Annotated in this window: 16 protein-coding genes; 9 read left to right on the forward strand and 7 right to left on the reverse strand. The window is 38.7% G+C overall.

Annotation, left to right across the window (positions count from 1 at the left end; translation table 11 throughout):
• Positions 1-97: 97 nt before the first annotated feature.
• The 6 genes from D7029_RS11605 to D7029_RS11630 all read right to left on the reverse strand — a co-directional run bounded on the left by D7029_RS11605 (position 98) and on the right by D7029_RS11630 (position 4106).
• Positions 98-1231: a hypothetical protein gene (locus tag D7029_RS11605; protein ID WP_194950763.1), complete on the reverse strand. Its 1134-nt coding sequence runs from the start codon at positions 1229-1231 to the stop codon at positions 98-100.
• 354 nt (positions 1232-1585) lie between these two features.
• Positions 1586-1801: a hypothetical protein gene (locus tag D7029_RS11610; protein WP_023581839.1), complete on the reverse strand. Its 216-nt coding sequence runs from the start codon at positions 1799-1801 to the stop codon at positions 1586-1588.
• 104 nt (positions 1802-1905) lie between these two features.
• Positions 1906-2136, reverse strand: a complete 231-nt coding sequence (locus tag D7029_RS11615; RefSeq protein ID WP_109401696.1) for a DUF6500 family protein — start codon at positions 2134-2136, stop codon at positions 1906-1908.
• A 54-nt stretch (positions 2137-2190) separates the two neighbouring features.
• Positions 2191-2529, reverse strand: a complete 339-nt coding sequence (locus tag D7029_RS11620) for a GlpM family protein (RefSeq protein ID WP_072068506.1) — start codon at positions 2527-2529, stop codon at positions 2191-2193.
• A gap of 189 nt (positions 2530-2718) precedes the next feature.
• Positions 2719-3576: a hypothetical protein gene (locus D7029_RS11625; RefSeq protein WP_194950764.1), complete on the reverse strand. Its 858-nt coding sequence runs from the start codon at positions 3574-3576 to the stop codon at positions 2719-2721.
• 359 nt (positions 3577-3935) lie between these two features.
• Positions 3936-4106 (reverse strand): DUF2933 domain-containing protein, encoded by a 171-nt coding sequence (locus D7029_RS11630; protein WP_201161568.1) that lies wholly within the window; start codon positions 4104-4106, stop codon positions 3936-3938.
• A 249-nt stretch (positions 4107-4355) separates the two neighbouring features.
• On the opposite strand from D7029_RS11630, the gene D7029_RS11635 reads away from it, so the two are divergent.
• On the forward strand, positions 4356-5006 hold the full coding sequence (locus tag D7029_RS11635; protein WP_194950765.1) for a hypothetical protein: 651 nt from the start codon (positions 4356-4358) through the stop codon (positions 5004-5006).
• Positions 5007-5228: 222 nt separating this feature from the next.
• Positions 5229-5855 carry a hypothetical protein gene (locus D7029_RS11640; protein ID WP_194950766.1) on the forward strand — a complete coding sequence of 209 codons (627 nt, stop codon included), beginning with the start codon at positions 5229-5231 and terminating at the stop codon, positions 5853-5855.
• A 307-nt stretch (positions 5856-6162) separates the two neighbouring features.
• Here the strand turns inward: D7029_RS11640 and fliE are convergent, their stop codons facing one another.
• Positions 6163-6474 carry a flagellar hook-basal body complex protein FliE gene (fliE, locus tag D7029_RS11645; protein WP_004248328.1) on the reverse strand — a complete coding sequence of 104 codons (312 nt, stop codon included), beginning with the start codon at positions 6472-6474 and terminating at the stop codon, positions 6163-6165.
• A gap of 276 nt (positions 6475-6750) precedes the next feature.
• On the opposite strand from fliE, the gene fliF reads away from it, so the two are divergent.
• The 7 genes from fliF (at position 6751) to fliL (ending at position 14104) form a co-directional block, all read left to right on the forward strand.
• Entirely contained in the window at positions 6751-8484 is a 1734-nt protein-coding gene (gene fliF, locus D7029_RS11650) for a flagellar basal-body MS-ring/collar protein FliF (RefSeq protein ID WP_194950767.1), read from the forward strand.
• Entirely contained in the window at positions 8481-9479 is a 999-nt protein-coding gene (gene fliG, locus D7029_RS11655) for a flagellar motor switch protein FliG (RefSeq protein WP_023581835.1), read from the forward strand. Before fliF ends, fliG begins: the two co-directional genes overlap by 4 nt.
• On the forward strand, positions 9472-10191 hold the full coding sequence (gene fliH, locus D7029_RS11660) for a flagellar assembly protein FliH (RefSeq protein WP_023581834.1): 720 nt from the start codon (positions 9472-9474) through the stop codon (positions 10189-10191). Before fliG ends, fliH begins: the two co-directional genes overlap by 8 nt.
• Positions 10191-11558: a flagellar protein export ATPase FliI gene (gene fliI, locus D7029_RS11665; protein WP_088495230.1), complete on the forward strand. Its 1368-nt coding sequence runs from the start codon at positions 10191-10193 to the stop codon at positions 11556-11558. The genes fliH and fliI overlap by 1 nt, the downstream gene beginning before the upstream one ends.
• A 36-nt stretch (positions 11559-11594) precedes the next feature.
• Positions 11595-12041 (forward strand): flagellar export protein FliJ, encoded by a 447-nt coding sequence (gene fliJ, locus D7029_RS11670; RefSeq protein ID WP_006533149.1) that lies wholly within the window; start codon positions 11595-11597, stop codon positions 12039-12041.
• Positions 12041-13444, forward strand: coding sequence for a flagellar hook-length control protein FliK (locus D7029_RS11675; RefSeq protein ID WP_194950768.1), 1404 nt, complete (start codon positions 12041-12043; stop codon positions 13442-13444). Before fliJ ends, D7029_RS11675 begins: the two co-directional genes overlap by 1 nt.
• 177 nt (positions 13445-13621) lie before the next feature.
• Positions 13622-14104 carry a flagellar basal body-associated protein FliL gene (gene fliL / locus D7029_RS11680; protein WP_006533151.1) on the forward strand — a complete coding sequence of 161 codons (483 nt, stop codon included), beginning with the start codon at positions 13622-13624 and terminating at the stop codon, positions 14102-14104.
• Positions 14105-14108 lie beyond the last annotated feature (4 nt).

A 14108-nucleotide genomic window follows, 5' to 3' on the forward strand; every position in this document is an offset into this window, starting at 1 on the left:
AGAAACTGTGATAAATAGTGTGATAATGATTAAAATAAAAATCGCCCACTTCACTGTGGGCGACCTATTAGCTCATAATAATCTGATAAATAATAATTTATTTAATCACATCATAGAGTTGCTGATTTGATAAATAATCCGCTGTTAAGCCTACTGATGGATTATATTGTACGCCAACGATCTCAGAGAATGCTTTGCCCTCTTTGCCTAATGATACTTTACGCTCGTCTTTACCCGTACTTTCATGGATAGAATAAGTTTTACGACGCATTGCTGTATATTTATCGACATCATTAGCAATATCGGTGTGATAGCCCGTAATTTGTGCATCCGTTAAAGCTAATTTATTGGCTAAATCACAACCCCAACGAGTTAAACAAACTTCTGCAAAATGACGAACCACTAAACCTGGTGCATATAATGCATTTTCACCTTCACTACCATCAATAGACGCATTACCGACTAATGTGGCATGACGGCCTGAAATAGGGAAAATATGCATTTTGGTATCGGCGGCAACCGTTGGGATGACACAAGTAAATCCTTTAGAGCGCTCATCTTTTGCATAAAATCCGACATATTCTTTGACGTTTTTACCAAGCGTCACTTTTTCAGGTTGGAAATTCAGTGGACCCGGAACAGGATCAATCGCAAAAATATTCACTGGAATATCTTTTAATTGAGAGTCTGCCAACATTGCATTCGCTAGCATATGGCAAGTAATACCACCACGACTCCAACCCACTAAGTTAACTTGCGTTGGAATAATGCCATCTTTACGGAAGATACGAATAATTTGTTGCTGAAGTTGTTGTTGAGTGACTTGACGATCGCCATAGTCATATTTACGCCATAAAAAAGAGCCTGTTACTTTGACATCTTCAATAGGGATGCCTGCTTTTTTCAGTTGGTTATACTGCTCTTCTGTCAATTTTTCACGTTGCCAATCAAAGTTACCTTTCATTAAGCAAAGTGCGTGATTAACATTTTCTTCCCAACCACTACCAAATAGCGAACCTTTGATATCAGAGTAATTAGGGCTTTCAACCCATAAATCATCTTCTTGTAGATTGCCACTACCCGGGCCATCAACAATAAACCACTGTGCAAACTCTCGTCCTTGGTTGTTTTGCGCTAAAGTGGAAACTAATTCGCCTTGCCAAAAGGTAGGATTATTATTATCAAATGAGTTAGAGCCGGTACCACATAAATAAACGGTTAATACTGTCATAGTTTAAATTTCCTTTTATTAATAACTAAAAAATCAAAATGATGATTTTTATTTCCTTGTATTGAGCTATTCCTTAGCCCACCAGCACATTAACCATAAGCCTTTTTTTATTCAATTATTAAAAGTAAATTAGTAGAGCTGAGATCACATAATTGAATTTTATTTAAGTAAAAGAAATGAAAAAACTCTATCAGATCAATGTAATTAAATAATAAAAATAAATTCTTTATTTTTTTATTATTTCTATTAGTAAATTAGCTTATAAATATAGTGTATTAAATAACCAATTTTTGAATTCAAAATAAAAAAAATCCCACATTAATAAATGCAGGATTTTCTATTAGGTAGAATGTCTTATAAACGATTAAAAGCAACTACTCTCACCGCAGGAATATCAGCTTGTGCTCCTTCAGCAACTTCCTGACATGCTTTTTCTAACGCAATATGGGGTGTGATCCCACTTTCTGTTTCTACAATTTTATGTCCGGCGTAGGTATCACCATTTCTGGAACGCACTTTATACGCAATAAACCAATATTCCATATCATCACCGTTTACGTTATTAATCATGTAATTACCATAGCCGTTTATGACCTGCTTTAATGTGATAATAATCAATAATTTTTAGTTTAATAAAATCGTTTTATAAAAAGATTAATGCAATAGAGGAAATTTTAAGCATCACAATCCATTTCTGATTGGATCATTTTCTTTATTTTTACTGCTTTTTCAAAGTGATCCAATTTATGTGTCATAATCCACCATGTTGCAGCTTCCATTAATAATTCAGGGTTGTCATTTTTATTTGCGAAAAAAGCATAAAAAGATAATCCCACGCCCTCTCCTTTAGCTGAAATCTTGTCATTACATATTTGAATTATTTTTTGTTGTAGTGATTTTCTCATATTCTCTCTATTTTTATTTTTCAACCTAGTAATAAATAGGAAAGAGCAAAGGCCCTATCCATGAAATTTGTTCCATAATTGAATAAGTAACCAAGCAGCAATAACCCAGCAAATCACTGCCGTAGCCAGTGCCGTAAATAATTTTACATAGTTGATCATCACATAGAGTGAAATTAGATAAACCATATAAGGAATAACAGCCCACAGGCTAAAAATAATGGTGGTGCGTAACGCTTCAATAGAGCGTTCAGAGCCCACAATATAGTGTGCAATAAGTGCGAAAGTGGGAAATAACGGAACCAATCCCGCAATGTAGTAATGGCGAGATTTCGATAAAACGGCGATTAATACCACGACAAACGCACCTATCAGTGCTTTAACCAGTAATCCCATTATTTTTTCATCAAGTTATAAAAACCTTAGTACTATCATACCTATTCATATTTGTATGTGAGCTGATTTTATTTTTTGCGGTTTAAAATACGATTAAATACGGCTCATTAGAAAAAGCCCAATAACATTATTGAGCTTTTTACCTAAAAAGTTATTTAACGATCTAGGAATAAATCAGATACTTAATTTCTAAGAAATATTACGTTCATAGTCATAAGTTCCGGTTAGTTCTAATTCACCCAACTCTGTTGTTATATAGGTGTTCGTTCGGTAATGTATTGTTTTAGTTCCAGTTAGCGGATCTTCCGTGATCCACTCAATATTACCTTCAAAGTCTATCCCTTGGTAATAAGTTGAAAAACGCTTACGTGTTCCATCATGCCAACCCACAACAATAACGGAACCTTCACCCGCCATAACTTCCTTTAATGGATAAACAGATAATAAAATAGCACCATTCCCAACATTAGCCACACAATCCTCGCCACCTACAAAAGCTGTTCCATATAATTCGCCATTTATCTCTGATTCATTACCAAAAATAGCTGCATTTTTAAAAATACTTTCAGCTTCAATAATTGAGTTGTTTCCTGTTGCAATACCAGATCCAGAACTTTCTAATTCAGTAATTACTGAATCATTACCCGTTGTCACGACAAGAGAATCATTAGTGTAACCAGAAACCACTGAATTCTCTCCACACGCAATGACTGTTGATTTATTTTTACATGGATTATTCTCATCACTTTCTTCTGCAAAACATACTTTTGCATAAACCTTAGAATTTTTTCCCGCAGAGAAGACTAGTGAGTCATTCGATGTTTCTACATAAGCATCGTCTCCAGTCGTAATAAAAAGTGATTTTTGGATCTCTTTCTGACGCTCTATATCTTCATCAATTAAATTATAAATCTTAGCTTTTTTGCCGGTATGAATAATTTGGGCATCTTCACCAATACAATTAACGATTTGCTCATCTAACGTTAAAATGGCATTTTTACTTTCACCGCTTAAAACAAGCGCTTTATTTGTAGTTACAGTTGTCATAGTAATATCCTTATTTACATTTCCATTATTTAACACACTCAAAAGACTGTTTAAATATACAGTATAATTACTAAATAACAACCTCTATACTAAATTTCAGAAAATAAAATAACGACAATATAATCAAAAAGATAAAAGTAAATAACACATAACATATTCACGATTAGTCAAATAAAGAAAAAATAAAATAGAAAAAAGCGAAAAAACCCGATGGAAGAACTTTATAAAAAATGTTCAAAGTGATTAGCAACTACGGTTTCATCAAGGCACAGCTAAATCAGAAGGGTAATGTACATCTCAAGAAATAGAATTGAGCTAAATCTAGTTATTTAGCTCAAAAGCAATATAAAGTCGCATTCTTAAGCATCTAAATGTGTTTTCTTTTTTTCTGTTGCCGTTGTTTCTTCTTTATTCTTACAACAATCATGTGAACTGTTTTCGCCATGATGATGTTTATGCATAAAGAGGTGCATTAACGGACAAAGTAATAACATCAAAATAAACCAATTATCTCTTAGAAGTTCCCACATAATCATCTCCTTAAATCACGTTTAAAAAGATGATAGGGCTTACACTAAGAGGAAGGTCTAGTATGGATTTGTTATTTAATCCGTATTTTTGTCAATTGTCTTTCCGCACCTTAATTTGAGCTTCTTCACAATAATTCTCTTTGCAAAATTTAACTTTATCCATCCTTTGCTATACTTTAATTATATTTAAGTATTGTTCACTATAACTCTCTAATAAGATTTAAAAACTTATTTAACATGGAGGTTTCAATGAAAATATTTTTTAAAATATTATTGATGATCTTATTTCTTAATGCCTGTTCTTCATATACACAAATTGATAGCAACAAAAGTGGAGATGTCATTAAGGTTAAATCAGCACTTATCGAAAATGATAATTTATATATTGTTAGTGATTCTACTAATTATCATTTTAAAGGTGAGGCTATCACTGCGTTAAAAAAATTCGCCACATCTAAATATAATGAAAAAGTGATTTATTTTAGTGCTAGCCTAGGAATAATGGGGAATGTTGTTAACGGTAGCTATATGATTTATTTAGATCCTAAAGATTTCACTATAGATGAACTCGATGATCTTGCTAGTACTTATCATTTTTATAGAAGCAACTATCAGTCTAATAATGATGAGGAAATGATTAAAAATCAGATACCTAATTATGAAAATAGATTTTTTATTATTGGAAAATTTTATGCTAATGGAGAGATGGTTAATTTATCCAATAAAGATGAATTATTAGAAAAATATTCCTTACCTAAACCCGTTTTTGCCAACGTTAATTATTATTCCAAACATTTAAAGCCATCAGATACATTAAAAACAATCGCAGTAATGCCACTACAAGCGATAAGTCTTATTCTAGTAGCACCACTTTATATTATTCTGCTTAGTGCCCCCTGAACTTCAGGCTATTATCGTTAGGTTTATTTATAAGTGTCTTTACTTAAGATGTCAGCTATTGACCAGTTAAAAAAATTGTCCCTTGGTGTGTTGAAAGCTTATAAAGCAGATAAAGAATCTAAGATGTATTGGGTAGTCAAAATCTGTAATAACAGATAATTAATCAATGTGATTTCCTATATCTAGGTTTTACACATAGATAGTAATAAATATGAGATAGCTATGAAAAAGAAAATGATTATAGGCTGTATGATGTTAATTAGTTTTGGCGCCTGTGCAGAAACCACTATTTATAACGAACCCGCTCCATTGGGATTAACATGGGGAATGTCTTTTAATGATTTTCAGAAGAAAACAGATTTCGCAATAAAACCTATCGATAAATATCCCTCAACCTGTCCAATGACGGCAATAGCCTTTGATGAAATTATTGATGGAAAAAAAGAAGGAAATTATACGGTTTATTTTTATAATAAATTCAAAGAATTAAAGTTCACGGGATTGTATGGCGTCGTCTACTCCTATGAAACAAATGATTTAAATAAATTTAAAATTAAAGATAGTAATATTATCAAAAGTCTTGATTCTCAATATAGCCAATATAAAAAAGTAGTTACTACCAGAGATGGTGGATTTCTTACTTATGATGCAAATAATATTCAACGTTCTTATTTTAGTTCTAGAGATATCATAAACCAAGATCAGAAAATTCAATACAAGAAAAATGAGGAAGGAAATTATGATATTTCCGTGAGTTACTTCTTTTATCCTGAAATATACAGTGATGATTTATCAAGAAATATCAAAGAGATCAGAAAACAATGTAATGCATCATTAGAAACTGATTGAAGCTAAAACTTGAAAAATTAAATAATAAAAGAGTGAGTGGCTTTAATATACTTTAATCTAGATGTGCAAAAGCGCACATCTATAAAATGATGTGTTTATCCTTTGTGCACAAATCGGGGCACTCATCACCATAAATAACAGACAATAGTATAAGTATTCGAATGTTTAATCACATTCGAAAGCTTATATCATCCATTTAATGATATTGAGCAAGATGCCCCATTCTGTTTTGATTAGGTGCTTCTTTATAGCTACATAAAAGAATAGCTATATAAAAGAAAAGTCACCTTTATCAAATGATAAGGTACTACACCTGCATACTCATTATTTCTTGATAAGCGGCTACCAGTTTATTACGTACTTGTACGCCCATTTGTAATGAGATACTGGATTTTTGCATATCCACCATCACATCGTTTAATTCAACACCCGGTGTACCTAAGGTAAACGCTTGAACTTTGTTGGTTGCATTCACACGAGTTTCATTAATTTTACCTACGGCTTGAACAAGCTGAGTTGCAAATCCTGCTTGTACTGGCTGGGGTTTCGCAATATTGGATGCTTGCAAAGTCTGGATTTGCATTTTATCCAGAACACTTTCAATAGCTGGAATTGACATATAAACCTCTGCGTTAATCATCTAATTCAATTACTGAATCAATGTCATAGTAAGGAAGTGAACCAACACGCTTACCGAGTTATACCCTAACACAGGGGCTTCATTCCAAAGCGAGTAATTAACGCAAAAGTTAAGGGCTAATTACGCCATTAAATGAAACGCAAAAGGCCAATAATGAGACACCTGAGAGTAGGTTTATTTATTTGCGTAAGGGGAGTCTGTTTTGTTACGCCACGCTTTTAGTATTCATCCCGAACTACAAGGCAAGGATTGTCTATGAATGCCGAAAAAACCGACGTTGTGAACCAGAATAAGGGTTTTAACGCCATTATTAACCGGATAAAAGCCGATCCGAAAATTCCGCTCATTATTGCGGGTTCGGCGGCTATTGCCATTTTTGTTGCTGCATTTTTATGGTTACAAAGCCCTGATTATAAAGTGCTTTATAGTAATCTTAGCGATAAAGACGGTGGCGAAATTGTCACACAGTTAACACAGATGAATGTACCTTATCGCTTGTCACAAAATGGCACGGCGATTATGGTGCCTGACAATCAGGTTCATGAATTACGCCTGAAACTCGCGCAAGCGGGACTTCCAAAAGGCGGCGCTGCCGGTTTTGAACTGTTAGATAAAGAAAAGTTCGGGATCAGCCAATTTAGTGAACAGATTAACTATCAACGTGCACTTGAAGGTGAGCTTGCTCGCACTATCGAGACATTAGGTCCTGTACAAAATGCTCGTGTTCATTTAGCACTACCAAAGCCATCTCTTTTTGTTCGTGAACAGAAATCCCCTTCTGCATCCGTTACGGTGGGTCTTTTACAGGGTAGAGCGCTGGATGAAGGTCAAATTAATGCCATCGTGCATATCGTTGCGAGCAGTGTTGCGGGCATGCCCGACAGCAGTGTGACCATCGTTGATCAAAGCGGTAAATTATTGACACAACCTGATGCAATGGGTCGTGACCTTAACTCTACCCAACTGAAATATGTTCAAGAGCTAGAAAATCGTTACCAGCAACGCATTGAAACGTTATTAGGCCCAATTGTAGGTCGTGGAAATGTTCATGCACAGGTGACGGCTCAAGTTGATTTCTCTCATACCGAAGAAACAGCGGAAGAGTACAAACCAAACCAGCCGCCAAACCAAGCCGCTGTACGTTCAAAACAGTTGAGCCAAAGTGAGCAAAATGGTGGCATGTTAGCTGGCGGTGTTCCTGGTGCATTATCTAATCAGCCTGTTGCTCCACCTCAAGCGCCTATTGAAGCACCAAAAGCGCAAGAAGGTGAGAAAACAGATGACGCCAATGCAACGGGTACGGGCACGAATCGCACATTAACGCGTAATCCAAACAGCAATAGCCGTTTAGATGAAACAACCAACTATGAAGTTGATCGCCGAATTCGCCATATCAAACGTCCAGTCGGTAATGTTGAGCGTCTTTCTGTCGCTGTTATTGTGAACTACAAAACAGTTGAAGATAAGAAAGAAGCGGCTGAAGGCGAAGAGCCTATTGTTGAAACTAAACTTGTTCCGCTAACTGATGAACAAATTCAGCAAATTGAAGGGCTTGTTCGTGAAGCGATGGGCTATTCCCAAGAACGTGGTGACTCTTTAAGTGTCGTAAACTCGCAGTTCAACGATATTGAAGAGAAAGTGATCACTGTTCCAGTATGGGAAAATCCAGAAATTCTGGCGAAAGCATTAGATTTAGGTCGCTGGTTATTACTTGTCATCATCGCATGGATCTTATGGCGCAAACTGGTGAAACCACAGCTTGAGAAACGCCGTGAAGCTGAAGTTGCGGCACAGAAAGCTGTACTGAAAACCAAGCTACAAGTTAAAGATGATGTTGATGAAGCAGAATTAGATGACGAAGCAAGACGTAAACAAGCACGTAAACGTGTGAGTGCCGAATTGCAGAGCCAACGTATCCGTGAAATGGCAGAGAAAGATCCTCGTGTCGTCGCAATGGTAATTCGTCAATGGATGAGTAAAGAGCAATGAGTAATAACTTAACTGGAACCGAAAAAAGCGCCGTTATGTTACTAACACTCGGTGAAGACCGAGCGGCGGAAGTATTTAAACATCTAAGTACACGCGAAGTTCAACAGCTGAGTATTGCAATGTCATCAATGCGTCATATCTCAAATCAGCAATTGATTGATGTTATGGCAAGCTTTGAAGAAGACGCAGTTCAATACGCAGCATTGAACGTCAATGCGAACGATTATTTACGCTCTGTTCTGGTTAAAGCCTTGGGTGAAGAACGTGCGAATAATCTATTAGATGAGATCTCTGAAACTCGTGAAACAACAACGGGTATCGAGACACTTAACTTTATGGAACCACAAATGGCTGCCGATATTATCCGCGACGAACATCCGCAGATTATCGCAACTATCTTGGTTCACCTCAAACGGGGTCAAGCGGCAGATATTCTTGCCCTGTTTGATGAGAAATTACGTAATGACGTGATGTTACGTATCGCAACATTTGGTGGTGTTCAGCCGTCAGCATTAGCAGAGTTAACTGAAGTACTGAATAACCTGCTTGATGGTCAAAACCTCAAACGCAGTAAAATGGGTGGTGTTCGTACTGCTGCTGAAATCATCAACTTGATGAAGAGCCAGCAAGAAGAGAATGTCATCACTGCGGTTCGCGATTACGACGGCGAATTGGCACAAAAAATTATCGACGAAATGTTCCTGTTCGAAAATCTTATCGATATCGACAACCGTTCTATCCAGCGCATTCTACAGGAAGTGGAATCCGACTCCTTGGTTGTGGCATTGAAAGGATGCGATCAAGAGCTGCGCGATCACTTCCTCAACAATATGTCGCAACGTGCTGCTGAGATCATGCGTGATGACTTGAGTTCTCGCGGCCCTGTTCGCATGTCTCAAGTGGAAGCAGAGCAGAAAGCAATTCTGCTTGTGGTACGCAAATTAGCAGAGACTGGAGAGGTTGTTCTTCATGGAGGAGACGATACCTATGTCTGATAAACATACTGATACTAACTGGAAGCCTTGGGTTCCAAAAGAACTCACTGATTGGGCATTAACTGTCGAGGAAACGACAGAAGACGAAAAGGAAGTCGAAAAACAGGAAAAAGAAGTCGTTCAGCAACAGAAAGTTCTTGAGCAAATTAATATGCTTGATGACATGAAAGACAAGGCCCAGAAATTGGGCCACGCTGAGGGCTTTGAGGCAGGGAAAAACCAGGGTTATCAGGAAGGCTATCAGGCTGGATTACAATCAGGTATTGAAGAAGGTATTCGCCAAGGCATTGCTCAACAATCACCATTAATTAATGAATGGCAAGGATTATTGGCTGAGTTTAGGCACTCTTTAAATGGGTTAGACAGTGTTATTGCTTCACGTTTAATGCAAATCGCCCTCACAGCAGCAAAAGAAGTTTTAGGTCAGCCTGCTGTTTGTGATGGTTCTGCATTACTGGCGCAAATAACCTTAATGTTGCAACAAGAACAAATGTTCTCAAACAACCCACAGTTAAGAGTTAACCCAAAACATATTCCACAGATTGAAAAAGAGCTGGGTGATTCACTTTCTGCTCATGGTTGGAAAGTGGTTGCCGATAACAGTATTCATGTTGGTGGATGCCGTGTTGTGACAAATGATGGCGATCTCGATGCCACGATTGCAACTCGTTGGCATGAGCTTTGTCGTCTTGCTGCTCCGGAGGCGTTGTAATGACAGCAAGATTAGGGCGTTGGTTAGAAAAACTCAGTGATGCAGAAGCGCGTTTAAATAAAATTCCGCGTGTACGTCAATATGGTCGTTTAACCAGAGCAACAGGTTTAGTCATGGAAGCTAAGGGGCTTGTTATGCCCCTTGGCTCTACGTGTTTAATAGAACGTACCATTGGTAAAACTGTTGAAGAAGTTGAAAGTGAAGTCGTTGGGTTCAACGGTAGCCAAATGTTGTTAATGCCTTTACAGGAAGTCGAGGGATTAACACCGGGTGCCCGTGTTTATGCACAGGCAACTCCGGGTGGTGAAAACGAAGGTCGCCAATTGCCTCTTGGTGATGCGCTGTTAGGGCGTGTTTTAGATGGCTCTGGTTATCCTTTAGATGGTTTACCACCACCAGATACCGGTTATCGCGCACCCCTGATCACACCGCCTATCAACCCGCTACAACGTACTCCTATTACTGATGTATTGGATGTGGGCGTGCGTGCAATCAACTCACTGTTAACGGTGGGTCGTGGTCAGCGTATGGGGCTTTTTGCAGGCTCTGGTGTGGGTAAGAGTGTGCTATTAGGCATGATGGCGCGTTTTACTCAGGCAGATGTGATTGTTGTTGGATTAATTGGTGAACGTGGACGTGAAGTTAAAGACTTTATCGAAAATATTCTCGGTACTGAAGGCTTAGCGCGCTCTGTGGTTGTAGCAGCACCTGCTGACGTATCACCACTTCTTCGTATGCAAGGTGCTTCTTATGCAACACGTATTGCTGAAGATTTTCGTGATCGCGGAAAACACGTCTTACTGATTATGGATTCACTTACACGTTACAGTATGGCTCAACGTGAAATTGCCCTTGCCGTAGGCGAACCGCCTGCAACCAAAGGCTATCCGCCTTCTGTCTTCGCTAAATTGCCAGCGCTGGTCGAACGTGCGGGAAATGGTGTTGATGGTGGTGGCTCTATCACGGCTTTCTATACTGTTTTAACGGAAGGTGATGATCAGCAAGATCCAATTGCAGACTCCGCGCGTGCGATTTTAGATGGCCATATCGTGCTTTCGCGTTCTCTTGCAGAATCTGGGCACTACCCTGCTATCGATATCGAAGCATCTATTAGCCGTGCAATGACGTCACTGATTGATAAAACACATTATCGTCGTGTGCAAGTGTTTAAACAGCTTTTATCGAGTTATCAACGTAACCGCGATTTAATTAACGTAGGTGCTTATGCTGCGGGCAGTGATCCTATGCTTGATAAAGCGATTGCTCTTTATCCGTCCCTCGCGAAGTTCTTACAACAAGATATCCAAGAGCAATGCAGTTATCAAAGTGCATGTGAGCAACTTAATCAACTGATCACAGTAAACTAATTCTGAACATAATCAGAGAAAGTAAAGAGGGTTCCAATGCGGGAGCAGTCACCTTTAGTGACACTGAGAGAACTGGCACAGACAGCGGCTGAACAAGCCGCTATTCAACTGGCTCAGGTCCGGCAGAGTCATCAACAAATGGAACAGCAACTCAATATGTTGATTGGGTATCAGGATGAATACCGTGTACGTCTAAATGAAACGTTAAATTTAGGGGGGATGTCGTCAGCATCGTGGCAAAACTACCAACAATTTCTCAAAACGCTCGAATTGACTATCGAACAACATAAACAACAACTTCAACATTGGCAGGCGCAACTTGATCTTGCAACTGAACAATGGAGAGAAAAACAGCAACGACTCAATGCATTTGAGACTTTGGAGCAACGCGCTGAAGATAGCCGTAAGCGACATCTTGATCGTATTGAACAGAAACAAATGGACGAGTACGCACAGCGTAGTACTTTACGGAGAACAACTTGATGGAGATAACGCTTCTGACCATGGATGTCGCCGCAGCCTCTCCGGGAACGACATCCGCTTCAAATAGTCAGCCCGGTGATAATGCCCCGACATTTGCTCAGCTTTTGGGCTCTCAACCTCAAAATGCACAGAGTGATAAAAAGACAGCTAATATCACAAACCCTTCAACGAAAGAAAACAAAGCACATTCACACTCTGATGAAGACAAAACAAAAGAAGACGGTAGTCATCTTGCGTCTGTCACCACAGAACCCAATGTGATAGAAGAGTCATCTCTTGAGAAATCTCAATTGACTCTTACTTTGCCGGATAATGAACAATTTGCGGCTATTGTTGAAAACAAAACCCCTTCTTTATTAATGTCAGCAGAAGAGCTTGCCGCTGAACTTCCTGTTCAGTTAGCAGGACTACCCGGATTAAAGCGCCTTACCCTTCCCTCAGAACAACTGACTCAAGCATTACAACAGCCTCGATCAGTTAAACGAGATGAAGGTTTAGCCTCGTTAGCACGTACTATTTCAAAAGATAACGATATGTCGGACTTCAACCTTACCGACAAGCTTAATCTATCAAAATCAGATGAAAAGTCCTTGTTAACCCAGCTACGTCCAGAGACAGCGACATTAGCAACAGAAAGTACACTTACCGCTGCTAATCAAACAGAAAAACCTTCTGCCAAAAAAGCCGATAGCATCGCAACACTTTTAACGCCTACAGCAGAAAAAGTGAATGCATTGCTAAACGGCGATAAGCAAGTTGCAAATACAAAATTAGCGGACAATGTTGCTCAGCAAATGGTGACGGGTAATCGTGTTGTAGAAACTGATCTTCACAACACCCTTTCTACCTCTTCTTCTTTGGCTTCACAAAGTATTACAGGCCATGCTCACTCTTCAGCACAACCACAAATGCAATTTTCACCAATGGCAACACAGGTATTAAATGCACAAGTGGGAACACAAGAGTGGCAACAGCAACTTAATCAACAAATTGTGATGTTTAGCCGTAATGGCTTACAAAAGGCAGAGCTACGTTTACACCCTGAAGAGCTAGGTTCATTGCATATCCGCATGAAAATAGAAGATGGGCAAGCGCAGTTACACCTTGCGTCACAAAACGGGCAAGTTCGTTCTGTATTAGAAAATGCCATGCATCAATTGCGTCAAGCTCTCTCTGAAAATGGGATCCAGCTCACGCAGAGTCAGGTGTCTAGCGACACTAATGACAGTTGGCAACAACAAAATATGTCAGATTCCTCTCAATTTAGTGGAGATGGTGCCGATAATCATCAAGGAAGCGAGGGTAATTCTCTGCAATTAGCCTCTGAAACGGCACTACAAAAGATAACCCTTACGCCTCAAGAATTAGCATCTGCTCGTGGTGGTGTTGATATTTTCGCCTAATACAAATGTATTGGGAGGACACACTATGTCAATAAACGTAAGAGTTAATGGTTTTTTCCCTATCTGTTTCTGCAATTAAAAAACAGAAATAGCGGGATAATTAAGGTTGATTTAGATGGATATGGAAGTCCACAACAGTGAACACGTATCCACTACAAAACAGGAATTTAACTGTCCATGTCTAATTACAGCAATGAACGTAAAAGCTATAGCTTAATTCTGATCATCGTTTTATTGGTGATCGCCATTATTGCAGCGGCATTCGGTGGATATAGTTGGTGGGCATTGAAGCATGCTAAATCAGGTTCAGCGGGCACTAGTCAGCAAAAAGTTATACCAGCACCCGTTTTTATGTCATTAGAACCCTTTACGGTAAATCTAATTGATGACGAAGAACACTTAGACAGAGTGCTCTACATAGGGATCACATTAAGATTGCATAATGAAGACACTCGTAAGCGTCTACATGATTATTTACCTGAGGTTCGTAGCCGCTTGTTATTACTGCTTTCTCGTCAACAGGCTAATAAGCTCGCGACAGACAATGGAAAACTCCAGCTAATGACGGATGTAAAAGAAACGCTGAGACCGACTCTCGTACCGGGAGAATCTGAACAGATCCTCTCCGATGTACTGTTTACCACGTTTATTCTGCGATAATCAT

The organism is Proteus vulgaris (genome assembly GCF_016647575.1).
In the GTDB taxonomy this organism is placed as follows: Bacteria; Pseudomonadota; Gammaproteobacteria; order Enterobacterales; family Enterobacteriaceae; genus Proteus; species Proteus mirabilis_B.

Bases quoted from the DNA above. Each gene is read 5' to 3' on its own strand.
- D7029_RS11640 (WP_194950766.1), top strand. From the start codon at position 5,229: ATGAAAAAGAAAATGATTATAGGCTGTATGATGTTAATTAGTTTTGGC.
- D7029_RS11605 (WP_194950763.1), bottom strand. From the start codon at position 1,231: ATGACAGTATTAACCGTTTATTTATGTGGTACCGGCTCTAACTCATTT.
- D7029_RS11625 (WP_194950764.1), bottom strand. From the start codon at position 3,576: ATGACAACTGTAACTACAAATAAAGCGCTTGTTTTAAGCGGTGAAAGT.
- fliF (WP_194950767.1), top strand. From the start codon at position 6,751: ATGAATGCCGAAAAAACCGACGTTGTGAACCAGAATAAGGGTTTTAAC.
- D7029_RS11620 (WP_072068506.1), bottom strand. From the start codon at position 2,529: ATGGGATTACTGGTTAAAGCACTGATAGGTGCGTTTGTCGTGGTATTA.
- D7029_RS11615 (WP_109401696.1), bottom strand. From the start codon at position 2,136: ATGAGAAAATCACTACAACAAAAAATAATTCAAATATGTAATGACAAG.
- D7029_RS11630 (WP_201161568.1), bottom strand. From the start codon at position 4,106: ATGTGGGAACTTCTAAGAGATAATTGGTTTATTTTGATGTTATTACTT.
- fliE (WP_004248328.1), bottom strand. From the start codon at position 6,474: ATGTCAATTCCAGCTATTGAAAGTGTTCTGGATAAAATGCAAATCCAG.
- D7029_RS11635 (WP_194950765.1), top strand. From the start codon at position 4,356: ATGAAAATATTTTTTAAAATATTATTGATGATCTTATTTCTTAATGCC.
- fliL (WP_006533151.1), top strand. From the start codon at position 13,622: ATGTCTAATTACAGCAATGAACGTAAAAGCTATAGCTTAATTCTGATC.
- D7029_RS11675 (WP_194950768.1), top strand. From the start codon at position 12,041: ATGGAGATAACGCTTCTGACCATGGATGTCGCCGCAGCCTCTCCGGGA.
- fliG (WP_023581835.1), top strand. From the start codon at position 8,481: ATGAGTAATAACTTAACTGGAACCGAAAAAAGCGCCGTTATGTTACTA.
- fliI (WP_088495230.1), top strand. From the start codon at position 10,191: ATGACAGCAAGATTAGGGCGTTGGTTAGAAAAACTCAGTGATGCAGAA.
- fliH (WP_023581834.1), top strand. From the start codon at position 9,472: ATGTCTGATAAACATACTGATACTAACTGGAAGCCTTGGGTTCCAAAA.
- D7029_RS11610 (WP_023581839.1), bottom strand. From the start codon at position 1,801: ATGATTAATAACGTAAACGGTGATGATATGGAATATTGGTTTATTGCG.
- fliJ (WP_006533149.1), top strand. From the start codon at position 11,595: ATGCGGGAGCAGTCACCTTTAGTGACACTGAGAGAACTGGCACAGACA.